The 24,551-nt window shown below is 62.6% G+C and carries 24 protein-coding genes; 11 read left to right on the plus strand and 13 right to left on the minus strand.

What is annotated here, in order from left to right; all coding sequences use genetic code 11:
• Positions 1-28: 28 nt before the first annotated feature.
• From miaB to AC5XE7_RS12805, 8 genes are all read right to left on the minus strand, one after another.
• Positions 29-1,405 (minus strand): tRNA (N6-isopentenyl adenosine(37)-C2)-methylthiotransferase MiaB, encoded by a 1,377-nt coding sequence (gene miaB / locus AC5XE7_RS12770; protein WP_495366394.1) that lies wholly within the window; start codon positions 1,403-1,405, stop codon positions 29-31.
• Positions 1,406-1,438: 33 nt separating this feature from the next.
• On the minus strand, positions 1,439-2,248 hold the full coding sequence (olsA, locus tag AC5XE7_RS12775) for a lyso-ornithine lipid O-acyltransferase (protein WP_287942858.1): 810 nt from the start codon (positions 2,246-2,248) through the stop codon (positions 1,439-1,441).
• A gap of 16 nt (positions 2,249-2,264) precedes the next feature.
• Positions 2,265-2,762, minus strand: coding sequence for a GNAT family N-acetyltransferase (locus AC5XE7_RS12780; RefSeq protein ID WP_495366393.1), 498 nt, complete (start codon positions 2,760-2,762; stop codon positions 2,265-2,267).
• A gap of 31 nt (positions 2,763-2,793) precedes the next feature.
• Positions 2,794-3,471 carry a tRNA (adenosine(37)-N6)-threonylcarbamoyltransferase complex dimerization subunit type 1 TsaB gene (gene tsaB, locus AC5XE7_RS12785; protein WP_495366392.1) on the minus strand — a complete coding sequence of 226 codons (678 nt, stop codon included), beginning with the start codon at positions 3,469-3,471 and terminating at the stop codon, positions 2,794-2,796.
• Between the two features lie 149 nt (positions 3,472-3,620).
• Positions 3,621-5,786: a malate synthase G gene (locus AC5XE7_RS12790; RefSeq protein WP_495366391.1), complete on the minus strand. Its 2,166-nt coding sequence runs from the start codon at positions 5,784-5,786 to the stop codon at positions 3,621-3,623.
• 148 nt (positions 5,787-5,934) lie between these two features.
• Positions 5,935-6,375, minus strand: coding sequence for a D-aminoacyl-tRNA deacylase (gene dtd, locus AC5XE7_RS12795; RefSeq protein WP_495366390.1), 441 nt, complete (start codon positions 6,373-6,375; stop codon positions 5,935-5,937).
• Positions 6,376-6,384: 9 nt separating this feature from the next.
• On the minus strand, positions 6,385-8,196 hold the full coding sequence (lepA, locus tag AC5XE7_RS12800) for a translation elongation factor 4 (RefSeq protein WP_495366389.1): 1,812 nt from the start codon (positions 8,194-8,196) through the stop codon (positions 6,385-6,387).
• 91 nt (positions 8,197-8,287) lie between these two features.
• Positions 8,288-8,557, minus strand: a complete 270-nt coding sequence (locus AC5XE7_RS12805; RefSeq protein ID WP_495366388.1) for a PepSY domain-containing protein — start codon at positions 8,555-8,557, stop codon at positions 8,288-8,290.
• A gap of 210 nt (positions 8,558-8,767) precedes the next feature.
• Between AC5XE7_RS12805 and AC5XE7_RS12810 the strand changes: the two genes are divergently transcribed.
• From AC5XE7_RS12810 to AC5XE7_RS12830, 5 genes are all read left to right on the plus strand, one after another.
• Positions 8,768-9,694: an ABC transporter ATP-binding protein gene (locus AC5XE7_RS12810; protein ID WP_495366387.1), complete on the plus strand. Its 927-nt coding sequence runs from the start codon at positions 8,768-8,770 to the stop codon at positions 9,692-9,694.
• Positions 9,691-10,452 (plus strand): ABC transporter permease, encoded by a 762-nt coding sequence (locus AC5XE7_RS12815; RefSeq protein WP_495366386.1) that lies wholly within the window; start codon positions 9,691-9,693, stop codon positions 10,450-10,452. Before AC5XE7_RS12810 ends, AC5XE7_RS12815 begins: the two co-directional genes overlap by 4 nt.
• 181 nt (positions 10,453-10,633) lie before the next feature.
• The gene (locus tag AC5XE7_RS12820; protein WP_495366385.1) at positions 10,634-11,365 is read left to right on the plus strand and encodes a phosphatase PAP2 family protein; all 732 of its coding nucleotides are present in this window, start codon (positions 10,634-10,636) and stop codon (positions 11,363-11,365) included.
• A gap of 59 nt (positions 11,366-11,424) precedes the next feature.
• A complete protein-coding gene (locus AC5XE7_RS12825; RefSeq protein ID WP_183827914.1) occupies positions 11,425-11,673 on the plus strand; it encodes a helix-turn-helix domain-containing protein in 249 nt (82 codons plus the stop codon).
• A gap of 203 nt (positions 11,674-11,876) precedes the next feature.
• Positions 11,877-13,619, plus strand: a complete 1,743-nt coding sequence (locus AC5XE7_RS12830) for a SulP family inorganic anion transporter (protein ID WP_495366384.1) — start codon at positions 11,877-11,879, stop codon at positions 13,617-13,619.
• Positions 13,620-13,640: 21 nt separating this feature from the next.
• Here AC5XE7_RS12830 and AC5XE7_RS12835 read toward each other — a convergent pair whose 3' ends face one another.
• Positions 13,641-14,114, minus strand: a complete 474-nt coding sequence (locus tag AC5XE7_RS12835) for a CYTH domain-containing protein (protein WP_495366412.1) — start codon at positions 14,112-14,114, stop codon at positions 13,641-13,643.
• Between the two features lie 149 nt (positions 14,115-14,263).
• On the opposite strand from AC5XE7_RS12835, the gene mbfA reads away from it, so the two are divergent.
• Positions 14,264-15,247, plus strand: coding sequence for an iron exporter MbfA (mbfA, locus tag AC5XE7_RS12840; RefSeq protein WP_495366383.1), 984 nt, complete (start codon positions 14,264-14,266; stop codon positions 15,245-15,247).
• A 380-nt stretch (positions 15,248-15,627) separates the two neighbouring features.
• Positions 15,628-15,759, plus strand: coding sequence for a hypothetical protein (locus AC5XE7_RS12845; protein ID WP_281379405.1), 132 nt, complete (start codon positions 15,628-15,630; stop codon positions 15,757-15,759).
• 63 nt (positions 15,760-15,822) lie between these two features.
• Here the strand turns inward: AC5XE7_RS12845 and cysK are convergent, their stop codons facing one another.
• Together cysK and AC5XE7_RS12855 are read right to left on the minus strand one after the other, a co-directional pair.
• Positions 15,823-16,803, minus strand: a complete 981-nt coding sequence (gene cysK / locus AC5XE7_RS12850; RefSeq protein ID WP_495366382.1) for a cysteine synthase A — start codon at positions 16,801-16,803, stop codon at positions 15,823-15,825.
• A gap of 176 nt (positions 16,804-16,979) precedes the next feature.
• Positions 16,980-17,597 (minus strand): LysE family translocator, encoded by a 618-nt coding sequence (locus tag AC5XE7_RS12855; RefSeq protein WP_495366381.1) that lies wholly within the window; start codon positions 17,595-17,597, stop codon positions 16,980-16,982.
• A gap of 197 nt (positions 17,598-17,794) precedes the next feature.
• On the opposite strand from AC5XE7_RS12855, the gene AC5XE7_RS12860 reads away from it, so the two are divergent.
• Both AC5XE7_RS12860 and AC5XE7_RS12865 read left to right on the plus strand, forming a co-directional pair.
• Positions 17,795-18,019: an aa3-type cytochrome c oxidase subunit IV gene (locus tag AC5XE7_RS12860; protein WP_183827899.1), complete on the plus strand. Its 225-nt coding sequence runs from the start codon at positions 17,795-17,797 to the stop codon at positions 18,017-18,019.
• A 568-nt stretch (positions 18,020-18,587) separates the two neighbouring features.
• Positions 18,588-19,151 carry a hypothetical protein gene (locus AC5XE7_RS12865; RefSeq protein ID WP_495366380.1) on the plus strand — a complete coding sequence of 188 codons (564 nt, stop codon included), beginning with the start codon at positions 18,588-18,590 and terminating at the stop codon, positions 19,149-19,151.
• A 158-nt stretch (positions 19,152-19,309) separates the two neighbouring features.
• Here AC5XE7_RS12865 and epmA read toward each other — a convergent pair whose 3' ends face one another.
• Positions 19,310-20,365 carry an EF-P lysine aminoacylase EpmA gene (gene epmA, locus AC5XE7_RS12870; protein ID WP_495366379.1) on the minus strand — a complete coding sequence of 352 codons (1,056 nt, stop codon included), beginning with the start codon at positions 20,363-20,365 and terminating at the stop codon, positions 19,310-19,312.
• 123 nt (positions 20,366-20,488) lie between these two features.
• Here epmA and efp point away from each other — a divergent pair, with 123 nt between their 5' ends.
• Positions 20,489-21,055: an elongation factor P gene (efp, locus tag AC5XE7_RS12875; RefSeq protein WP_239800759.1), complete on the plus strand. Its 567-nt coding sequence runs from the start codon at positions 20,489-20,491 to the stop codon at positions 21,053-21,055.
• A gap of 30 nt (positions 21,056-21,085) precedes the next feature.
• Complete coding sequence (locus AC5XE7_RS12880) at positions 21,086-21,856, plus strand: transporter substrate-binding domain-containing protein (RefSeq protein ID WP_495366378.1); 771 nt, start codon at positions 21,086-21,088, stop codon at positions 21,854-21,856.
• A gap of 83 nt (positions 21,857-21,939) precedes the next feature.
• Here AC5XE7_RS12880 and gyrB read toward each other — a convergent pair whose 3' ends face one another.
• Positions 21,940-24,417: a DNA topoisomerase (ATP-hydrolyzing) subunit B gene (gene gyrB / locus AC5XE7_RS12885; protein WP_239800757.1), complete on the minus strand. Its 2,478-nt coding sequence runs from the start codon at positions 24,415-24,417 to the stop codon at positions 21,940-21,942.
• Positions 24,418-24,551: the final 134 nt, after the last annotated feature.

Here is a 24,551-nt window from a genome sequence, read left to right on the forward strand (position 1 = left end):
GGGGCCGGATCATACGGGTTATCCGCGATCAGACCGGGTCGGCGAACAGGCTGTTGAAGCCAGTCTTCGTGATTCGCACGTCAATAATGTCACCGATTTCGGCGACCTTTTCATCAACAATAACGGGCTGCAGCCAGGGCGAGCGACCCACCTTCTGTCCCGGCTGGCGGCCGGGCTTCTCGATCAGCGTGGACATGGTGCGGCCGATCATCGAAGTGGTGAACGCCTGCTGCTGTTCATTGAGCAGCGCCTGAAGCCGCCGCAAGCGCTCGTCCTTGACCGGCTCGTCGACATGGCCACCCATCTCCGCGCCCGGCGTGCCGGGGCGCGGAGAATATTTGAACGAGAAGGCCGAGGCATAGGAAACCTCGCGCACCATTTTCAGCGTGTCCTCGAAATCGGCTTCCGTCTCGCCGGGGAACCCGACGATGAAATCGCCCGACATGGCGATGTCGGAACGGGCCGAACGAATGCGCTCGATCAGGCGCAGGTAGTCGGCACCCGTATGGCGGCGGTTCATCGCCTTGAGGATGCGGTCCGAACCGGACTGCACCGGCAGGTGCAGATAGGGCATCAGCGCGCCGAGATCGCGGTGGGCCGCGATCAGGTCGTCGTCCATGTCCCGCGGATGGCTGGTTGTGTAGCGAAGGCGCGCAAGGCCCGGAATTTCCGCCAGCCGGAACAGCAGGCGGCCAAGACCCCATTCGGAACCATCCGGCCCTTCGCCATGCCATGCGTTGACGTTCTGCCCGAGCAGCGTCACCTCGCGAACGCCGGCATCGGCCAGCCGCTCGGCTTCCGCCACGATCTGGGAAACCGGGCGCGAGACTTCCGAGCCGCGCGTATAGGGCACCACGCAGAAGGTGCAGAACTTGTCGCAGCCTTCCTGCACGGTGAGGAAGGCGGTAACGCCACGCTTTGCCACTGCCGCGCGCTGCAGCTTCGGCAGATGCGCGAACTTGTCCTCGATCGCGTATTCCGTCTCGACGACCTTCTCGCCGTTGCGAACCTTTGCCAGCACATCAGGCAGGCGATGATAGGTCTGCGGGCCCACCACCAGATCGACGGCCGGCGAGCGGCGCAAAATTTCGCTGCCTTCGGCCTGCGCCACGCAGCCGGTGATGCCGATGACCAGTTCGCCGCCATTGATCTCGCGCTCGGCCTTCATTTCGCGAATGCGGCCGAGTTCGGAATAGACCTTCTCCGCCGCCTTCTCGCGAATATGGCAGGTGTTGAGCAGCACCAGATCGGCGTCCTCGATCACTTCGGTCGCCACATAGCCATCGGCGGCCAGCGCATCGGTCATGCGTTGGGAATCGTAGACATTCATCTGGCAGCCATAGGTCTTGACGAAGACCTTCTTCGGCGTGCCCTTTTCGGTCGGGAGCGTTGTCGTCTGTTCCATCGGCGGGCTTCTACCAGCAAAACCCGGCTGAATCTATGGCTTTGGGCGCGACCCTTCCGGCGCGCGCAGGGCTGCGGCAAACTGCTCGCGCACCCTCTCCTCCACGATGCGCGCCGCCTGCTTGCGGTTGTCGCCGGCGGCGAAGATCACCGGCTCGCCAAAACGCACTTCCACATCCATCGCGCCGCTGGCTATGAGGTCGCGGGCATGCGAGGCGAGATCCTGATCGCCGATCCAGCTTGCCAGAGGCCGGAAGCGGCGGCCGAGCGGCATGCCGTGCAGACGCGTATAGGCAATGGCCACCGGCTGGATGGCGACTTCCTTTGCTGCACCTTCGGCAACCGCCATGGTGGCCGCGCCAAACAATGTGCTCTTGAAGGGCAGCATCATGTTGCCGTCGCTGGTGGTGCCTTCGGCGAACAGAACCATGGCCTCGCCATTGACCAGCCGAAGCGCGATCTCGCCGGCCTGATCTCCGGATTTGCGCCGTCTTTCGCGCTCGATATAGACGGTGCGTTGCAGGCTCGACAGAAAACCGACCAGCGGCCATGTCTGCATATCGGCCTTGGCGATGAAGCGAACATCCGCAATCGCACCCAGAACCGGAATGTCGGTCCATGAAATGTGATTGGCGACGATGAGCAGCGGGCGCTGCGCTGCCGGCTGGCCGGTCACATGCACCCGTATTCCCAGTCCGCGCAGGACGACGCGATGCCACACCCTCAGGATGACGGTTTCCCGCCACAGCCCCGTCTTCATGGCAACCAGTTGCAAGGGCGCCAGAATCAGCGTCGCGATCCCGACAAAGACAAGCGCGAGCGCGATCCTGATCCGTGCGATCATGTGAACGGCACCGGTTTCATCGGCGCAGATCGCGGCGCATGACGAGCGCGCTGGTCGGTGCCTGACCGGGCGTCTGGTAATAGTTTGGCCGCTTGCCGATCTCCACAAAGCCGAGACGGCGATAGAGCCCGACGGCGGCAGGATTGGTCTCGTCTACCTCGAGGAACAGCGCTTCGGCGCGGCGGGCGTGAAGCTCGCGCAGCACGGCGTCCATGAGCTGCCAGCCGAGGCCATAGCGGCGGTGCGCGCGCGCCACCACGATGGTCAGGATCTCGGCCTCGCCTGCGGCAAGCCGGGCCAGCACGAAGCCGACCGGATCGCCCCTGCCCCTTCCCACGGCGCGCGCGGCAAACCCGAACACGGTGTCCTGTCCCAGAAGCGAGATGAATTCCTCATCCGTCCACGGACGGCTGAAACCTTCGCGGTGAAGAGCGGCTGCAGCTCCGCTTTCTTCCGGCGACAGGGGCTGCAACGCATATTCCCGGCGCAGCGATGACAGAAAGGGTATGCGCATGCGAAAGTTTCTCCTCCCGGCCCCCCAGCCGTCATAAACCGTTGCGCGGCAGCACGAAGCCGGCCTGCGGCCTGGCATCGGCGTCGCGCAGATAAAGCGGGCGCGGCTTTTCGCCCGCCCCCTTGTTCGCGGCAAGCCGCGCATAAACAGCAATGTCGGCGGTGCGCTCCGGCACTGCGCTGTCGAAGACCTGATCCGCCGCATCGGAGAGCTGTGCCGCTGCGGCTCCGGCCAGAACGGCGTTGGCCTGTCCGCCAAGACGCGCAGCCGCCTCCGCCGACATCACCGCCGGGCCTGACAGGGGCTGCAACCGGGAATCGTAGAGCGCTGCATGAATTTCGCCGCGACCGCCATCAAGAGCGGCAAGCACTGCCCGCCCGGGAAACTGCCGCGCGGCTTCCGCCGCCAGCGCCTCCAGCGTGGTTACGCCGATTGCAGGAATGCCGAGGGCCAGCGCCAGGCCGCGTGCGGTCGACACGCCGACGCGTATGCCGGTGAAGGAGCCGGGACCGATGGACACGGCAACGGCATCGAGATCAGCAAAAGTTCGGCCGGCCCTTTCGAGCGCGACATCGATCACGGCCATCAGGTGTTCGGCGTGGCCTTTGCCCAGATCACGGACCTCGCGTCCCAGCTCCGTACCCGAACCGGTATCGCAGACGCAGGAGGCGCATAGGCCGGCGGAGCAGTCGATGGCAAGAACGATCATGATGTGCAGGGGCTAGCGCATTTCCGCTTTTCTCCGAAGCGTGGAAATGCGCCAACCCTTTGTTTTGACGCAATTCCCGACGCAAAAAGCGCTTCGCACTTTTACTGCAATTGCTCTAGCGCAAGACGAGCCCCGCCACAAGCCGTGGCTCAGGCGTCATTCCCCAGCTTCGCCTTCAGTTCGAGTCGACGCTTGTGCAGCAGAGGCTCGGTGTAGCCGCTCGGCTGCTCGCGCCCTCTGAAGACCAGATCGCACGCCGCCTTGAAGGCGATGGAGGCTTCGAAGTCCGGTGCCATCGGGAGGTAGAGCGGATCGCCTTCGTTCTGGCGATCGACGATCGCCGCCATGCGCTTCAGCGTTTCCATCACCTGTTCCTCGCTGCACACGCCATGGTGCAGCCAGTTGGCGATGTGCTGCGAGGAAATGCGCAGCGTCGCACGGTCTTCCATCAGGCCGACATCGTTGATGTCCGGCACCTTGGAGCAGCCGACGCCCTGATCGATCCAGCGCACCACATAGCCGAGGATGCCCTGTGCGTTGTTGTCCAGTTCGAGCTGAATGTCTTCCGGCGTCCAGTTCGGACGAACGGCAACCGGAACCGTCAGCAGATCGTCCAGCTTCGCCTTCGGACGGCTGCGGATCGTATCCTGCACGGCATGAACGTCGACCTGATGATAATGGGTGGCGTGCAGCGTGGCGGCGGTCGGCGACGGCACCCATGCTGTGTTGGCGCCCGCCTTCGGGTGGGCGATCTTCTGCTCCAGCATCGCCGCCATCATGTCGGGCATCGCCCACATGCCCTTGCCGATCTGCGCATGGCCGGACAGGCCGCACTGCAGGCCGGTGTCGACGTTCCATGCCTCGTAGGCGCCGATCCACGCCGCCTGCTTCATGTCGCCCTTGCGGATCATCGGGCCGGCTTCCATGGAGGTGTGGATCTCGTCGCCGGTGCGGTCGAGGAAGCCGGTGTTGATGAAGGCCACGCGCGCGGAGGCGGCGCGGATGCACTCCCTGAGGTTCACGGTGGTGCGCCGTTCCTCGTCCATGATGCCCATCTTGATGGTGTTGCGGGCCATGCCCACAAGGTCCTCGACGCGGTCGAAGATCTCGACGGCGAAGGCCACTTCTTCCGGCCCGTGCATCTTGGGCTTGACCACATACATGGAGCCGGTGCGGCTGTTGGCGCGGCGGCCCTTCGGCCCGACATCGTTGAGCGCGATCAGGGCAGTGATCGCCGCATCCATGATGCCTTCCGGAATTTCCGAGCCGTCGCGCAGCAGGATGGCCGGGTTGGTCATCAGATGGCCGACATTGCGAACCAGCATCAGCGACCGGCCCGGCAGTACCAGTTCGCCGCCATCGGGCGCGGTGTAGGTGCGGTCGCCGTTCAGACGGCGGGTGAAGGTGCGGCCATCCTTGACGATTTCCTCGGCGAGGTTGCCGTTCATCAGGCCAAGCCAGTTGCGATAGACGACGACCTTGTCCTCGGCGTCGACGGCGGCGACCGAATCCTCGCAGTCCTGAATGGTGGTGAGCGCGGCTTCGATCACCAGATCGGAAATGCCGGCCTTGTCGTCCTTGCCGATCACGCTGTCGCGGTCGATGACGATTTCGACATGGAGCCCGTTCCTGCGGAGCAGAACCGCCGAAGGCGCGGATGCCTCGCCGCGATAGCCGGCGAACTGGGCCGGATCGGCAAGGGCGGTCTCGCCGACCACCAGCTGGCCGTCCTTCACAGAGAGGGCACCAGCATCAGCCCACGAGCCGGTCTTCAGCGGCGCGCTTACGTTGAGGAAATTGCGGCCCCATGCGATGACCTTCGCACCACGCTTCGGATTGTAGCCCTTGCCCTTTTCCGCGCCATCGGCGTCGGAAATCGCATCGGTGCCGTAAAGCGCATCATAGAGCGAACCCCAGCGCGCATTGGCGGCGTTGAGCGCATAGCGCGCGTTCATGACCGGAACGACGAGCTGCGGGCCGGCCACCTCGGCGATCTCGGGATCGACATTGGCGGTGGTGACTTCGAACGCCGGGCCTTCCGGCACCAGATAACCGATCTCGCTCAGATAAGCTTTGTAGGCCTCCAGATCGTTCGGCGCGCCGTTTTCACGGTACCACTGGTCGAGCTTTGCCTGAAGGTCTTCGCGCTTCTGCAGCAGCTCGCGGTTCTTGGGGGCCAGATAGTGAGCGATCGCCGATACGCCGGTCCAGAATTTCTCAGCATCGATCCCGCTGCCAGCCAGTGCTTCGTCAGCTACGAAGTCGTGCAGTACGCGCGCGATGCGCAGCCCGGCGATCTCGATGCGATCCGACATTCCCAAACCTCCACATAAGGGCCCGTTGCGGCAGTGCAACATAATCGGGCCCGGCTTTGACACGAAAGGGCGCGAAGGGTCAATGACGGGGTTGGCTCAGAAGGGCGATTGATTTGGCTCAGATGCCGGTTTTGCGGGAAAATTGCTGTCAGCGCTCGCTGTCCAGCCAGATCGTCACCGGGCCGTCATTGACCAGCGCGACCTTCATGTCCGCGCCAAAAACGCCATTGGCGACAGGCACGCCATGTGCCGCAACGGCAGCCGAAAAATGCTCGTAGAGCCGTTTGCCGTCGTCGGGGGCAGCAGCGGTTGAGAAGCCCGGCCGGTTGCCTCTGGTCTCGGCCGCCAGCGTAAACTGGCTGACGATGAGCGCACTGCCGCCCACATCCGGAAGCGAGCGGTTCATGCGGTCCTGTTCGTCACGGAAGATGCGCAGATTGACGACCTTGCGCGCCAGCCATTCAGACTGCGCCTCCGTATCGCCCTGCATGGCGCAGACCAGCACCAGCAGGCCCGCACCGATTTCTCCGACCTTTTCGCCATCCACCGTGACGCTGGCTTCACTGACCCGCTGGACGAGTGCGCGCATGACGAAGCGTCAGTCGCCCATCTTGAGCGCCTGGATGAAGGCTTCCTGCGGAATGTCGACCTTGCCGAACTGCCGCATGCGCTTCTTGCCTTCCTTCTGCTTTTCCAGAAGCTTGCGCTTGCGGGTGGCGTCGCCGCCATAACACTTGGCGGTCACGTCCTTGCGCAGGGCCGAAATGGTCTCGCGCGCCACGATCCTGCCGCCTATTGCCGCCTGGATCGGAATCTTGAACATGTGCTGCGGGATCAGTTCCTTCAGCTTCTCGCACATCACGCGGCCGCGCTTTTCCGCTGCCGTACGGTGAACGAGCATGGACAGCGCATCGACCGGTTCGTCATTGACGAGGATCGACATCTTGACCAGATCGCCCTCGCGATAGTCCGTCAGATGGTAGTCGAAAGAAGCATAGCCCTTGGAAATCGACTTCAGGCGATCGTAGAAATCGAACACCACTTCGTTGAGCGGCAATTCGTAGACCAGCATGGCGCGCTTGCCGACATAGGAGAGATCGGCCTGAACGCCGCGGCGGTCCTGACAGAGCTTGAGGATCGAGCCGAGATAATCGTCCGGCGTCAGGATGGTGGCGCGGATCCACGGCTCCTCGATATGCGCGATCTTCACCACGTCCGGCATGTCGGCCGGGTTGTGCAGTTCCTTCACTTCGCCGTTGTTCATCACCATGCGGTAGACGACGCTTGGCGCGGTGGCGATCAGGTCGAGGTCGAACTCGCGTTCCAGCCGCTCCTGAATGATCTCCAGATGAAGCAGGCCGAGGAAGCCGCAGCGGAAGCCGAAGCCCAGCGCGGCAGATGTTTCCATTTCATAGGAGAAGGACGCATCGTTGAGGCGCAGCTTGCCGACGGCGGAACGCAGATCCTCGAAATCGTCGGCATCTACCGGGAACAGGCCGCAGAACACCACCGGCTGCGCCGGCTTGAAGCCCGGCAGCGGAGTCGTCGTCGGGCCACGATCCTCGGTGATGGTGTCACCGACGCGGGTGTCGGCCACTTCCTTGATGGAAGCGGTGATGAACCCGAATTCACCCGGGCCGATCTCGTCGACATTCAGCATCTTCGGCGTGAACACGCCGGTGCGTTCAACCGGATATTTCGCGCCGGTGCCCATCATACGGATAGTCTGGCCCTTTTTCAGCACGCCATCGATGACGCGCACCAGAACGATGACGCCCAGATAGGAATCGTACCATGAATCGACCAGCATCGCCTTGAGCGGCGCGGTGCGATCGCCTTCCCGCGGCGGCGGCAGCTTGTTGACGATGGCTTCCAGAACGTCCTCGATGCCGATGCCGGTCTTGGCCGAGATCATCACCGCCTCGGAAGCGTCGAGACCGATCACGTCCTCGACCTGTTCCTTGATGCGCTCGGGCTCGGCGGCCGGCAGATCGATCTTGTTCAGCACCACGACGATCTCGTGGTTGTTGTCGATGGCCTGATAGACGTTTGCGAGGGTCTGGGCTTCGACGCCCTGCGAAGCATCCACCACCAAAAGCGAGCCTTCGCAGGCCGAAAGGCTGCGCGACACCTCATAGGCGAAGTCGACGTGGCCGGGCGTGTCGATCAGGTTGAGGATGTAGTCCTCACCATTCTTCGCACGATAATTCAGGCGCACGGTCTGCGCCTTGATGGTGATGCCGCGCTCCTTCTCGATGTCCATATTATCGAGAACCTGCTGCTGGCCGGCCATCTCACGCGCGTCCATGCCGCCTGTCATCTGGATCAGGCGGTCAGCTAGCGTGGACTTGCCATGGTCGATATGGGCGACGATGGAGAAGTTGCGAATGTGATCGAGGGGTGTGGTCATAGTCGCGGCCTTTATCAGGCGGACCATCCCTCGGCAAGCAGGAGCGCGCAGCTCCCGCCCGCATCAGGCCGGGATCAGGCGATATCCGGCTTTATTTCGGCTCGCCTGTCACCGGATCGAAGCGGATTTCGACCTTGGCCTTGTCGGTCGTGTAATAGGTCACCTCATAAAGACCCCGCTCCCACTCGATCTCGTCGATGTAGCGGAACCCGTCGCGCTGCTCGACCTTGGCGATGATCTCGGAAAGCTTCAGCGCATTCTGCGGCGGGGCCCTGTCGTTGTCCTGCGCATAGGCGGGGGCGAAGCCTGCTCCGGCCACAAATGCAGCTGCAAGCAGTGTCGGGACGATCTTTCGTGTCATTCGCTCGGACTCCGTTTTCTCTGTGCCGGTCATCAACAAAATGGTCATCAACCAGGTGGGCATCAACTAAGTGTGCATTGGCATGGGAAAGACAACCCCCGCGTTTCGCCACAGCCTCCTGTCGGGAAATGTCAGCAGGCACATTGACTTTGCCGGCAGCGCACCGACATTCGGGCATCCAGAAAAAATTTCCAATCCGAAGCGATCTTCATGCAGCCAGCCATCTCCATATCCGGCGTGTCGAAAACCTATGCCAGCGGCTTCAGCGCCCTGAAGCATATCGATCTCGACATCAGGCACGGCGAAATCTTCGCGCTTCTCGGCCCCAACGGCGCCGGCAAGACGACGCTGATCTCGATCGTGTGCGGCATCGTCAACCGCAGCTCCGGCACTGTGACAGTAGAAGGAGCCGACATAGACCGCGACTATCGCACAGCCCGTTCGCTGATCGGACTGGTGCCGCAGGAGCTGACCGTGGAGTCGTTTGAGACCGTGCGCTCCGCCCTCACCTTCAGCCGCGGGCTGTTCGGCAAGCCGCCGAACCCGGCGCTGATCGAGAATATCCTCAGGGATCTTTCGCTGTGGGACAAGCGCGACGCCAAGATCATCACGCTTTCCGGAGGCATGAAGCGGCGCGTGATGATCGGCAAGGCGCTGGCGCACGAGCCGCGCATCCTGTTTCTCGACGAGCCGACCGCCGGTGTCGATGTGGAGTTGCGGCAGGACATGTGGGCGATGGTGCGCCGTTTGCGCGAAAGCGGTGTCACCATCATCCTGACCACGCATTATATCGAGGAGGCCGAGGAGATGGCCGACCGCGTCGGCGTCATCAACCACGGCGAGATCGTGCTGGTCGAGGACAAGGCGGAGCTGATGCGCAAGCTCGGCCGCAAGCAATTGCGGCTTGAGCTTCGCCAGCCGCTCGATGCTGTGCCCGAGGCGCTGGCCGGCTATGGGCTCGAACTGTCGGCCGATGGCAGTGCGATCACCTACACCTACGACAACCAGAGCGAACGGCCCGGCGTCGCCTCGCTGCTGCGCGACCTCGAAATTGCCGGCATCGCTTTCCGCGATCTCGACACGGTCAACAGCTCGCTTGAAGAAATCTTCGTCAATCTGGTCAGGAAGGCGTCATGAACCATCACGCAATCTGGGCCATCTACCGCGTGGAGATGGCGCGCACCGTGCGCACCCTCATGCAGAGCGTCATTTCTCCGGTCATCTCGACCTCGCTCTATTTCGTCGTCTTCGGCGCGGCTATCGGCTCGCGCATCGACCAGATCGACGGCGTCAGCTACGGCGCCTTCATCGTGCCGGGGCTGATCATGCTGTCGCTGCTCACCCAGTCGATCTCCAACGCATCCTTCGGCATCTATTTCCCGAAATTCGTCGGCACCATCTACGAACTGTTGTCGGCGCCGGTCTCCTATCTGGAAATCGTCATTGCCTATGTCGGGGCGGCGGCGACCAAATCGGCGGCCATCGGCCTGATCATACTGGCGACATCGTCGCTGTTCGTACCGCTGCATATAGAGCATCCGTTCTGGATGCTCGCCTTCCTCATCCTCACGGCCGTGACGTTCTCGCTGTTCGGCTTCATCATCGGCATCTGGGCGGGTACGTTCGAGCAGTTGCAGCTCGTGCCGCTGCTGATCGTCACGCCGCTCACCTTCCTCGGCGGCTCCTTCTATTCGATCGACATGCTGCCCGGCATCTGGCGCACCATCACGCTGTTCAATCCGGTGGTCTATCTGGTGAGCGGCTTCCGCTGGGCCTTTTTCGGCAAGGCCGACGTGTCGCTGGGCTTAAGCCTCGGCATGACGCTGGTGTTCCTGTTCGCCTGCGTGGCCGTTGTCGCATGGATCTTCCGGACAGGCTATCGCCTGAGGACATAGAGCATTTCCGGTGGTTCACCTCCAATGCTCTATCTCTTTGTTTTGACGCAGTTCCGGACGCAAAATCACTTCGCGCTTTTGCTGGAACTGCTCCAGCGGACAATTCTTGTCCCCGACCCTTGACCGCCGGCACCACTTTCGGAAACAAACCGGCAAAGAAAATGCACAGGGAAAAGTCAGGATGAAGCCGATCACCGCCCTCATCGGACGGATCGAACTGCCAATGCTGCTGGCCGGCGTCATCGTCGCGGGTGGCTTGTGGGGTTTCCTGGAACTGATGGAGATCGCCACGGACCGGGCACCGCATGCCCTGGACAGCGAAATCCTGCTGTGGTTCCGCGTCGAGGGGCACCCCGACGTGCCGGTCGGCCCCGCATGGCTGCCCAAGATGGTGCGCGACATCACCGCCCTCGGCAGCGCCGCGGTGCTGACGCTTATCACAGCCGCGACCGCGCTCTACTTCTTCGTGGTGCGCCGGCCGGCGAGCGGACTGTTCGTCATCGCCGCCGTGGCAAGCGGGCAGATCGTGGCCACCCTGCTGAAGACCGGCATCGACCGCCCCCGCCCCGATGTGGTGCCGCATCTGATGCAGGAAAGCTCGCTGTCCTTCCCCAGCGGACATGCGATGATCTCGGCGCTCGTCTATCTGACGCTCGGCGCACTGGCCAGCCAGACCGCACACAATCAGGCGACGCGCATCTACATCCTGTCGCTGGCGGTGTTCGTATCGCTGCTGGTCGGCATTTCGCGCCTCTATCTCGGCGTTCACTGGCCTTCGGATGTGATGGCCGGCTGGTGCGCCGGTTTCGCATGGGCCATGCTGTGGTGGATGGCGGCGCGGCTGATACAGCCGAACGGAGGCTCGGACGCGAATTCCAGCAATAAGGTTTCAAACATTCATAATGATGTTTGACACATCACAATGAAAGTATCATATATTCATATTGCAGATCCAGACGGGAGACTGTGCCGGTGATCACAGCAGCGCAGATGCGCGCCGCGCGAGCACTCGCCGGCATCGACCAGAAGACGCTTGCAGAACGGGCCGGGGTTTCGCTTCCGACCATCCAGCGGATGGAAGCCAGCGATGGCGTGGTCCGGGGCGTGGTGGACACGCTGATGAAGGTGATTCAGGCGCTCGAAGAGGCCGGGGTCGAACTCATCGGCGAGAACCAGCCCAGCGAGCGCGGCGGACGGGGCGTGCGCCTGCGGACCCGCTAGGAGCGTTCAGCGTTTCACGGAACCGCTGAACGGCTTCAGGTCTTGTTCTGGCGCGTTTGCGAACCGGAAAAGTGTTTCCACTTTTCCCGGAAACGCTCTTGCCGCAGCCTTCCTGCGGATCGGCAAACAGGTCGCGACGGCGGCCGGCGATCATTCCGATGCCGACAGTGCCGCCACGCAACGGTGTGAGCGAAGGCCGAGACATGAAACAGCGCCGCAGATCGAGGCAGCGTCCCCAATCCAGCAATCCCTCCTTCCGGGAGCTTTTCACGCCGAAACTGATAACCGTGCTGCGGGAAGGCTATCACTTTCCCCAGTTCAAGGCCGACGCCATCGCGGGCCTGACCGTCGCCATCGTGGCGCTGCCTCTGTCGATGGCGATCGCCATCGCTTCCGGCGTCGGGCCGGAAAAGGGCCTGTTTACGGCCATCGTCGGCGGCTTCCTCGTCTCGCTGCTCGGGGGCAGCCGATTCCAGATCGGCGGCCCGGCCGGCGCCTTCATCGTCCTGGTGGCGTCCACGGTCGATCGCCACGGCGTCGACGGCCTCGTGCTGGCAACGCTGATATCGGGCGTGCTGCTGGCGGCGGCCGGATGGCTCAGGCTCGGCACCTATATCAAGTTCATTCCCTATCCCGTCACCGTCGGCTTCACCGCCGGCATTGCCGTCATCATCTTCGCCAGCCAGCTGACCGACCTGTTCGGGCTCACGCTCACCGAAAAGGAGCCGGGCGACCTGATCCCCAAGCTGATGGCGCTTTTCAATGCCGCGCCGACCGTCAATGCCGGCGCGGTGGCGATCGCGGCGCTGACGATCGCCGTGATCGTCGGCCTGAAACGCTGGCGTCCGTCATGGCCGGGCATGCTGATTGCCGTCGCGCTCGCTTCGTTGGTCGCGGCCGGCCTCGATGTCGAGACCATCGGCACCCGCTTCGGCGGCATCCCTTCGATGCTGCCGAGCCCCACCCTGCCGGCGATGAGCGTGGAAAAGGTGCTGGCCGTGCTGCCCGATGCGGTCGCTTTCACCCTGCTGGGCGCCATCGAATCGCTGCTTTCTGCCGTGGTGGCGGACGGCATGACCGGGCGGCGCCACCGCTCCAACTGCGAGCTTGTGGCGCAGGGCGCCGCCAATATCGGCTCGGCCCTGTTCGGCGGCATCTGCGTGACGGGCACCATCGCCCGCACCGCCACAAATGTGCGCGCCGGCGCGCATGGCCCGGTCTCGGGCATGCTGCACGCGGTGTTCCTGCTGGCCTTCATGCTGCTGGCGGCCCCGCTCGCCAGCTACATTCCGCTGGCGGCATTGGCCGGCGTTCTGGCTGTGGTGGCGTGGAACATGATCGAGCGGCCCGCCTTCCGCGCGCTGATCCGTTCCTCGCGAGGCGATGCGGCGGTGCTGCTCATCACGTTCGGGCTGGTGATCTTCCGCGACCTGACCACCGGTATCGTCGTCGGCTTCTCGCTCGGCGCGCTCATGTTCATCGACCGCATGGCCAAGTCGGTCGAGGTCGAGGCGGAAGCGCCCTTCATGGCGGAAGACCTTGCCGACACCGCCAATGGCGAGCGCGATGCCTATGATGCGGCAGCCGCCAGCGATCCCGATATCGTCGTCTACCGCATCTCGGGCGCATTCTTCTTCGGCGCGGCCTCGACGGTCGGCAGCGTGCTCGACCGGATCGCCGACCAGCCGAAAACCTTCATCCTCGACTGTTCCGGCATTCCGCTGGTGGATTCCACCGGCGCCAACGTGCTGGAAGGCGTCGCGCACAAGGCGGCCAGACAGGGCGTCCTGTTCTACATCGCCGGCGCGTCGCCACAGATGCGCAAGCTGCTCACCGCCCACGGCGTCAAGCCGCCACTGGTGCACTATCGCGCCACCGTCGCCTCGGCGAAGGCGCATGCCCGCGCACAGGTCCGCCAGTCGCAGCCGGAGGCCGAGCCTGCCTGACGAACGGCGGGAAAGCCGCGTTCAGGGTGCCTCGTGCGGAAAACCGTTCAGCGCCAGCGAGGCGTTGGAATAGCGGATCTCACGGGTGATGTCGGGCCCCAGCCAGTCCGGCAATGCGTCATCCTGCACCCTGTCCGGCGTCTCAAGCTCGGCCATGACAAGGCCGTCCAGATCGCCTGAAAAGACGTCAACCTCATAGAGATAGCCGGCGTGGCGCACATGATGGCGGATCTTGGTGATGACCTTACCGAGGGCGAAGGCCTGCATTTCCCGCGCCTCGTCCAGCGGGATATCATACTCGAACTCGTCGCGCACGTTCAGGTCGCTGCCGAATTTGAGCGTCAGCCGGGCCTTGTCCCCGTTCGAGATGCGCACGCGGATCGAGCGCTCGGCGGTGACGGCCAGATAGAACTGGACGATGGCGATGCTGGCCTCGGACCTTGCCAGCCACACCTGGTTCTTCACCAGGAACTTTCGTTCGATTTCCTTGGCCATGCCCATCAGGTAGGCCATCGGGAAGACAAACGCATCTGTTTTTTCCGTCGCTTTCCGGCGCCCTGCGACAGGACGGCACCCGGCAGGCCGTTGACTTCACCAGCCTCGATACTTAATTTAGAATAATTCTAAAGTAGATCGAGATCATCATGCTTTCCCGTGTTTTCGGCTTCGGCCGCCGCTCCTTCGAGTCCCTGTCCGAGCAGGAAATCCTGGCACTTGCCATCTCGTCGGAGGAGGACGACGCGCGCATCTACCGGGCCTATGCCGACGGGCTTGAAGAGGACTTTCCGCATTCGGCAAAGATATTCGAGGCCATTGCCGAGGAGGAAGACCGGCACCGCGCCGCTCTGATCGATCTGCACCGCAAGCGCTTCGGCGAGCGCATACCGCTGATCCGGCGCGAACATGTGAAAGGATACTATGAGCGGAGGCCCGACTGGCTGGTACGGCCGCTGGGCATCGACAAGGTGCGCGCCCGTGCCGAAGACATGGAGCGGCAGGCCTTCGCCTTCTATACCGAAGCCATGAAGCGCACCACCGATGCCTCGACGCGCAAGCTGCTCGGCGACCTTGCCGCGGCGGAACAGAGCCACGAAGCGCTGGCGCAGCGGCTTGAAGAGCAGCATGTTCCGGGCGGCGTCCGCAACGAGGAGGCTGAGACCGAGCGGCGGCGGTTCATCCTCACCTATGTGCAGCCGGGCCTTGCCGGACTGATGGACGGCTCGGTTTCGACGCTCGCCCCGATCTTCGCCGCGGCCTTTGCCACGCATGATACGTGGCAGACGTTCCTCGTCGGCCTCGCAGCCTCGCTGGGCGCCGGCATTTCGATGGGCTTCACCGAAGCGGCCTCGGATGACGGCAGGCTTTCGGGCCGCGGCTCGCCGGTGAAGCGCGGCTTCGCCTCGGGCCTCATGACAGCGCTGGGCGGCCTTGGCCATGCCCTGCCCTATCTGATCCCGGATTTCCGGACGGCAACCACAGTTGCGATCGTCATCGTCTTCTTCGAGCTGTGGGCGATTGCATACATTCAGAAACGCTACATGGAAACACCGTTCCTGCGCGCAGCATTTCAGGTCGTGCTTGGCGGAGGGCTGGTGTTTGCAACCGGCGTTCTCATCGGCAACGCCTGAGCCTTAACCAAGACGGCTTTTCGTCGGGGTCGGGCGAAACCGCCGCAGCGACGGGCTTGCCGCTTGCGGCCGGAAAGCAACAGTCGGCGGAGATCGGCATGAGGGCAAGAAAACACCGCCAAACAGCCGCAATCCGGTCATGAAGCAGCGCGTTTTACGGGAAAAGTTAAGATCGCGTTCACCACCTATTCATGCTCGGTCGGTATGGTGTCCGCACTTCGGAAAAACCGTCCGAAACGGAACAAAGACATGACGCTCGTGAACCTTATGCGCCGCCTTTTCGCAGCCATGCGCGAGATGATCGCGCCTTCATACAAACCCGAACGCCACTATATGCGCGGGCCCGGCCCCGCCACGTCCCGCCGCATGGGAAACAGGACATGACGGCCGGCACCATGACCGACAGAAGGTTTCCCGGCACAGCCGTCCGCAAGGGCGTGGACATGGCAGGGCGCGCAGCCCGCGCCACCACCTATCACGCGCCGCGCGCTGCGGATCTGCGCCGCCGCTGAGTTTCCGCATGTCGAAATGAAGGAACGGCCCGCGCCTTCACGGTACGGGCCGTTTTCGTTCGCTCAGCCGCCAAGGCCCTCAAACAGCACCGTCGACAGATAGCGCTCGGCGAAGGACGGGATGACGACCACAAGGGTCTTGCCTGCATTCTCCGGGCGCGAGCCGACCACGGTTGCCGCCTGAAGGGCAGCACCCGAGGAAATGCCGACCGGAACGCCTTCCAGCCGCGCCACCAGACGGGCGTTGGCGATGGCGTCTTCGTTGGAGACGGTGACGATCTCGTCATATACGGCGGTATCAAGCACCTTCGGGGCAAAACCCGCGCCGATGCCCTGAATCTTGTGCGGACCCGGCGCGCCGCCGGAGAGAACCGGGGAAGCCTCAGGCTCGACGGCAATCACCTGCACGGAAGGCTTGTGCTGCTTGAGAACCTGCCCGACGCCGGTGATGGTGCCGCCGGTGCCGATGCCGGAAACGAAAATGTCGACCTCGCCATGGGTGTCGTTCCAGATTTCCTCGGCGGTGGTATGGCGATGGATTTCGGGGTTGGCGGGGTTCTCGAACTGCTGGGGAATAACCGAATCGGGGATCGTGGCCGCCAGCTCGTCAGCCTTGGCGATGGCGCCCTTCATGCCCTTGGCGCCTTCGGTCAGCACGAGTTCGGCGCCGAGCAGGCTGAGCATCTTGCGGCGCTCGATCGACATGGTTTCCGGCATGGTCAGGATCAGGCGGTAGCCCTTGGCGGCAGCCGTGAAGGCAAGCGCGATGCCCGTGTTGCCGGAAGTCGGCTCGATCAGCGTGGTCTTGTCCGGCGCGATCCTGCCCTCAGCTTCCAGCGCCTCGATCATGGCCACACCGATACGGTCCTTGACGGAAGCGATCGGATTGAAAAACTCCAGCTTGGCGACGAGACGTGCCACGATGCCCTTCTCAGCCGCGAACCGGTCAAGGCGCACCAGCGGCGTGTCGCCGATGGTCTGGGTGATGGAATCATAGATGCGGCCGCGGCCGGGAGCTTTGATGGAGGTTTCTGGCTTGGTCATGGAACTCGCTTTCGCACGGAATTGAGCTTTCTTGGCGGCTACCGCAACAGATAGGGTGCCATGCGCCAATATCCGAGCGGTTTTATTGCTCAGATAATCAAACCAAGGGAAACTTGTTCCGAATTTTAAGTCAAACAGAGTATAAAAATCCAAACCCGCAAGATCGCGACATGCCCTTAGTGTCGGGCGGCGATCGCGGCCGCAGCGCCGACCATGAAGGTCGCGGCGGTGCGGTTGAGCATCTTGAGCGCGCGCGGCGACGACAGGAACCAGCGCGCCCGCGAGGCCAGAACCAAATAGGGCATCAGCGAAATCGTCAGGACGACAGCCGTGATCACCACAAGGATCGCGTAGTCGGATGGTGTAATGCTTTTCAGGTCGATGACCGTCGGCGTGATCGCCAGATAGAACACCATCGTCTTGGGGTTGCCGAGTGTCAGCGTCAGGCCTCCGAGAAAACTCGAAAACAGCCCGCCGCGCGCCTTGCCGGCCTCGACATTTTCCGGCGTGATGCCTTCGCGCCAGAAGCGCCAGCCGAGCCAGGCGAGATAAAGGACGCCGAACCACTTGATCGCCGTAAACACCATGCCGAACTGCTGGGCGACGAAAGCCAGCCCCAGAACGGCCGCCGTCAGATAGAACAGGTCGCCAATGAGCAGGCCGAGCAGCATCGCGAAGGAGGAGCGAAAGCCGGAGCCGAGCGCCCTTGCGACAAGGGCGGTTACACCGGGCCCGGGGATGACCGCAGCAATGCCGAGAGCCGCACTGTAGGCAAGGAAAGCTGCGGGCGTCATGGAAATGTCCGTGAATATCTCAAAAGTGGATGGTCGCTTCTTGCACGTCGCCGCTGCGGGCGAAAATACCTGTACAGGCCTTTAATTGCGCCAGCCAGAGAAAGATTGGCTGCTCAGGCGGTGCGGCAACAGCACCATTGCCCTGAGGCGCTCTTTTCGCTATGTGCGCTTGAGATGATTTAGGAGGGGTATTTCCTATGGCTGAACACTTGCCCGCGGGTCCTGTCGAACTCGGCGCTCAGATGGATTATTCCGAGCACGAAAAAACCTACAGGATGTTCACTGCCCTGACCAAGTACTGCACCCTCGCCTGCGTTGCCATTCTGGTGGCCATGGCGTTCGGCTTCTTTGCAGGCGGCGCCGTCTCAGGTCTCATTGTTTTCATTCTGACCTTTGTGGTCGGCGCCTACCTGCTGCGCTGATTGCCTGTGCGGACCCTCGGAGCGCGATGCACGAGGGTCATCGCCGATGCCGATGAGGGCTGCCTGAGGCCAAAAGGATTTTCACCCTACGCAGGGTGAAAAATGCCCGATCAAGCCTGATTTCGGCGCTATCGCCCGATCCGGTGCGGAACCGGTTTCCATATCGCCGCCAGCGCGTTTGATGAAGCCCTTCGGGATCAGCTATCCCACCCGGCGAGAACAGCATCAACACATTCGCTGCCCCTAAAAAGCGGGGGAGCACCTGATGTCTGGTTTGCAAATTATCCCCGATCAGATTTTAGTGCTGTGATGCGTCCTATGGTGCAGGATCTCAGCTTTTCCGCAGCGGCATGCAATGTAGCGTGGACGCTTCCCGGAACGGTTGGCGACCTGCGTGTTCCGTAGCGCTTTCTTCGCGCCGGCGACTTTCACCGGCACTGTATAGCTTGGCCGGCAATGCCATCACTCTGGTGATCGTGGGCCGCGCATGGCTTGCCGCCATCACCGGGTTCGGCGATTTCCCCGCCATCCAGTCTGTAGTGGTGGGGCTCAGGAAAAAGGATGGACGATGAGACCTCTTGTAAAACTGCTCCTGCCTGTTGTTGCAGCCATTTCCATCCTCAGTTCCGCTGCTTTTTCCACGCCGGCAGAAGCCCGTCCGCTCACCGATGCGGAAAAGGACAAGCTGCACCAGACCGTCGAGACCTTCGACAAGGCCATGCGCGACGAGGATTATGAGCAAGTTGCCAACACCATTCCGCCGCGCGTGATGGAATTCATCGCAAAGCAGGCCGGCCTCGAGGTCGATGCGCTGCGCACCGTGGTCATCCAGCAGATGGAGGCCGCACTTGCCGCCGTCACGCTGGAAGATTTCGGCATGGATATGAAGGCGCTGAAAGAAGCCGAGCTTGCCAATGGCGACCCCTATGCGTTGATTCCGACCGAAACCGTCATGACTTCGGAATCCACCGGAACAATGCGGGTTCAGTCGGAAACGCTGGCGTTGCTGGACGAAGGCCAGTGGTATCTCGTGCGCGTCAACGACCTTCAGCAGGTTGCCATTCTGCGTCAGGTCTATCCGGAGTTTTCGGCGGTCGAGTTCTCCGGCGGCAAGGTGGAAGCCTCGGAGTAGAAGTCCGCCGCCCGGAAACGTTTGCCTGCTGCACCACCGGCATTCCCTTCAGTCCGCATCCGCGGTGGCGGCGCGGATCGTGAATATTTGCGCCAACCTGATCCATCAGGCAAACAGCCCGGAGGCGATACCGGACCGCTTCGCGAAAGTCGTTGGGATCAACCCCAGCGTCCGGCCACCGGCGTCCAGATCACGTCTTCGATGCGGGCGGCTCCTGCCGCAAGCATCACCAGACGGTCGAAGCCCAATGCTATGCCGCTGGCATCCGGCATGATCGCAAGGGCGGCCAGAAATTCCTCGTCGATCGGATAGCGCTCGCCGTAAATGCGCTCCTTCTCGTCCATGTCCGCCTCGAAACGCTTGCGCTGTTCGACCGGATCGGTGAGCTCGCCGAAGCCGTTGGCAAGCTCCACCCCGCAGCAATAAAGCTCGAAACGCTCCGCCACGCGCGGATCGTGCGCAGCGGGACGGGCAAGTGCTGCCTCGACGATCGGATATTCGCACAGCACGGTTGCGCGTCCCTGCCCCAGTTGCGGTTCCACGCACTCCACCATGACGCGGCTGTAGAGGTCGGACCATGTGTCGTCGGGCGCGGTGCGCAGGCCGGCCCTGACCAGTGCCGCATGGAGCCCTTCGCGATCCGTGCCGCCATCCGCCGCTACGGTCGCCAGAAGATCGATCCCGGCATGACGCTGGAAGGCTTCGGCAACGGTGACACGCTCGGGCTCGGCATAAGGGTCGGCCTCGCGGTTTCGGAAGGCAAATTTCCGCACGCCCGCCTGGTCGGCGGCCAGCGCCAGCAGCCGCGCGCAATCGCCCATCAGGCTCTCATAGGCCTCGCTCACCCGATACCATTCGAGCATGGTGAATTCAGGATGATGGAGCGCCGAGCGCTCGCGATTGCGATAGACCGGACCCATGGAAAAAATGCGCTGCTCTCCGGCGGCCAGCAGCTTCTTGCAGGCGAATTCCGGCGAGGTATGCAGATAAAATGGCTGCACGCTACCGTCCGGCCGGATTTCGGCAGTGGCGAAAGCCGAAAGATGCGTTTCGTTGCCGGGCGAGATCTGCAGGGCCGCCGCGTCGACCTCGACGAAGTCCTGCGATGCGAAGAAACCGCGGATCGCTGTGGCAATGCGGTTGCGCAAAAGGAGGCGTGTCCGGCGGTCGGCATGGACATGCGGGGTCCACCAGGGAGAGGCTTCTACTGTCATTTTCGGATCGTCTTTAAGCTGATGGTTTTGAACCGGCTGGCGATTTGCGCACTTATAGTTTAAAGCGCGCACTATGGCTGCCACAGCCGTTTGGCCGCAACACGATTTTCAGGAAGAACACTAGTGAAGGTAATTGCCAGTTCCCTCCGTAAAGGCAACGTCGTCGACAAGGACGGCAAGCTCTACGTGATCCTGTCCGCCGAGAACATCCATCCCGGCAAGGGCACGCCCGTCACCCAGCTCGACATGCGCCGCATTTCCGACGGCGTGAAGGTGTCCGAGCGTTACCGCACCACCGAGCAGGTCGAGCGCGCCCATGTCGAGGACCGCGAGCACACCTTCCTTTATCAGGATGGCGAAGGCTTCCACTTCATGAACCCGGAAAGCTACGACCAGATCGCCGTGTCGGCGGACGTGGTCGGCGACTCCGCCCCCTATCTGCAGGAAGGCATGTCGGTCACGCTTTCCGTGCATGAGGGCGTCGGCATTGCACTGGAACTGCCGCAGCGCGCCGTTTACGAAGTGGTCGAGACCGAGCCGGTCACCAAGGGTCAGACCGCATCTTCCTCCTACAAGCCGGCGATCCTTTCGAACGGCGTGAAGTCGGCCGTGCCGCCGCACATCACCGTCGGCACCCGCATCGTCGTCATGACCGCCGACGGTTCCTACGTGGAACGCGCCAAGGACTGAGCGTTCGCCCCAACCATACGGGACGCAATCATGAAAACCGCGCTTGTCGCCGCAATCGCCCTCCTGCTGGCAGGAGGCGCGGCGCGCGCGGACGACCCTCCGTTGCGGATGGGCGTTGAGGGTGCCTACGCACCCTTCAACGCGGTCGGACCGGACGGCAGGGTGCATGGCTTCGACATCGATTTCGGCGAAGAGCTGTGCAATCGCCTGCACCGGCGCTGCGAATGGGTGGTGGTGCAGTGGGACGGGCTGATCCCGGCCCTTCAGGCGGGCAAATTCGACGTGCTGATGTCATCGGTGACCATGACGCCGGAACGCCACCAGCAGGTACGCTTTTCAAAGCCCTACTATTTCTCCTATGGGCTGATGATAGCCCGCAAGGATCAGCAAGACCTGCAGTTTAGCCGTGAGGGCCTGGACGGACGCGCCATCGGCGTGCAGGCATCGACCACGCATGAGCACTGGCTGCGCGAGCGCTTCGGCACGGCCATCTCCATTCATGCCTATCCTTCCAGCGACGACATGTTTCTCGACTTCCAGAACGGTCGGCTGGATGCGGTGTTTGCCGAGTCTGTCGCCATGTTTCCGTGGATGGAGCGCAATGGCGGGATCGACGCCTATAAGCAGATCGGCCCCGATATCACCGACCCTGCGCTGGGCACGGAAATGGGCATCGCAGTCGCAAATGGCAACGATGCGCTCGGAAGCGAAATCGACAGGCTGATCGATGATATCGTCGCCGACGGAACCTTCCGGAAGATCGAACGCAAATATTTCGAGACGTTGCGCCTCAGACCCTGAAGACGCCGGCTTCGGGCCGTAAACAAAAAAAGCCGTGCCGGAAAAACAATCCGGCGCGGCTTTTTCTATAAAGTTCGGCCCGATCAGATGTCGAGATTGGCGACGCTCAGCGCGTTGTCCTGAATGAACTCGCGGCGCGGCTCCACCTCGTCGCCCATCAGGCGGGCGAACAACTCGTCGGCGCCCGACGCATCGTTGACCTTGACCTGCAGAAGCGAGCGGACATTCGGGTCCAGCGTGGTTTCCCAAAGCTGCTCGGCGTTCATTTCGCCCAGTCCCTTGTAGCGCTGCATGGTAAGTCCGCGACGGCCGATCGCAAAGACGGCGTCGAGAAGCGCCAGCGGCCCGGAGATCGTCTGGCTGCCTTCCTTGCGACGCAGCACCGGCTGCTGGCTGTAAATCTCGCTCAGACGTGGTGCGAAACGGTCGAGCTGGCGCGCGTCGGCAGAATTGATCAGCCCCATGTCGAGATGCACGACCTCGCGCACGCCGCGCACCGTGCGCTCGAACGAATAACCGCCCGGGCCCTCGTTGGAGCGAGAGGTGGTGCCTTTCCAGCCACGTTCCGTATCTTCCGAAATCATGTCGAGCCGCTCGGCGATGGCTTCGGCCATGGCGGTCGCCTGACCGAGATCGTTGAACAGCTCCGGATTAAGCCCGCCGGCGATCGCCGCCTGCTCCACAACCGAGTGGCTGTAGCGGGTGTGCAGACCATTGAGCAGCTGGCGCACGGCCAGAGCATCCTCGACGGCCGCCCGAAGATCCTGTCCGGTGCGCACTTCGCCGGAGCCCAGCGTGAGCGATGCATCCTCAAGACCGGTGCTGATGAGGTAATCCTCGAAAGCCGCCTCGTCCTTCAGATATTGCGAGCTCTTGCCGCGCGTCACCTTATAGAGCGGCGGCTGGGCGATATAGAGGTGGCCGCGCTCGATCAGTTCCGGCATCTGGCGGAAGAAGAAGGTGAGCAGCAGCGTGCGGATATGAGCGCCGTCGACGTCGGCGTCGGTCATGATGATGATCTTGTGATAGCGCAGCTTGTCGGGGTTGAACTCGTCCTTGCCGATGGACGTGCCCAACGCCGTGATCAGAGTGCCGATCATGTCGGACGACAGCATGCGGTCGAAGCGCGCACGCTCGACGTTGAGGATCTTGCCACGCAGCGGCAGGATCGCCTGGTTCTTGCGATCGCGTCCGCCCTTGGCGGAGCCACCTGCCGAGTCACCCTCGACGATGAACAGTTCGGACTTGGCGGGATCGCGCTCCTGACAGTCTGCCAGCTTGCCCGGCAGGGAGGTGATGTCGAGAACGCCCTTGCGGCGGGTCAGCTCGCGCGCCTTGCGGGCGGCTTCACGCGCAGCAGCGGCTTCCACCACCTTGCCGATCAGCACCTTGGCCTCGGCCGGATGTTCTTCCAGCCACGTGCCAAGCGCCTCGTTGACGAGGCTTTCCACCACCGGGCGAACCTCGGAGGAAACCAGCTTGTCCTTGGTCTGCGAGGAGAACTTCGGATCAGGCACTTTCACCGAAAGCACCGCCGTCAGGCCTTCGCGGCAGTCGTCACCGGTCAGCGAGACCTTCTCCTTCTTGGAGATGCCGGAATTATCGGCATAGCCGGTCACCTGACGGGTCAGGGCGCCACGGAAGCCGGCCAGATGGGTGCCGCCATCGCGCTGGGGGATGTTGTTGGTGAAGCACAGCACATTTTCGTGGTAGCTCTCGTTCCACCACATCGCCACCTCGACGGTGATGCCATCGCGCTCCGAACGGATGGCGATCGGCTTGTCGATCAGCGGCTTCTTGGCGCGGTCTAGATATTTGACGAACTCTTCCAGCCCGCCATCATAATGCAGTTCCTGACGCTTCACGTCGGCATGACGGTTGTCGGTCAGGATGATGCGCACGCCGGAATTGAGGAAGGCCAGCTCACGCAGCCGGTGCTCCAGCGTGCCGTAATCGAAATCGATGACCCCCTTGAAGGTGTCCGGCGACGGCAGAAAGCTGACGGCGGTTCCGCTGCGGCCTTCATAGGTGCCGGGCTCGTTGGTGACTTCGTACTCACCCACCACAGCCAGCGGCGCATCCGCCACGCCATGCGAGAAGCTTACCTCATGAATCTTGCCGTTGCGGCGGATGCTGAGTTTCAGCCAGACCGACAGCGCGTTGACCACCGACACGCCGACGCCATGCAGACCACCGGAGACCTTGTAGGAATTCTGGTCGAACTTTCCGCCGGCGTGAAGCTGGGTCATGATGACCTCGGCAGCCGAAACGCCCTCGGTCGGATGCAGATCGGTGGGAATGCCGCGACCATTGTCGGCCACCGTGCAGGAACCATCCGGATTGAGCGTGACCGAAACCAGATCGGCGTGGCCGGCCAGGGCCTCGTCGATGGCGTTGTCGACAGCCTCGTAGACCATGTGGTGCAGGCCCGAGCCGTCGTCGGTGTCGCCGATATACATGCCCGGCCGCTTGCGAACGGCATCCAACCCCTTCAAAACCTTGATGGAATCGGCACCGTACTCAGCCGGCGCGGCGGCCTGATTTTCGGTCGTATCGCTCATGAAATACTTTCGTCTCTCTGTCGCGGAGGCGGGTGCCCGAAAACGTCGCGAATCGAATGCCCGCCGATCCGCCAGATATAGGCGTTCCGGGCCTTTTTTCCAAGTTTTCCAAGGAGTTTGCCACTGAAAAACGA

This window comes from Aquamicrobium sp. YD-1-mutant5, from assembly GCF_059509755.1.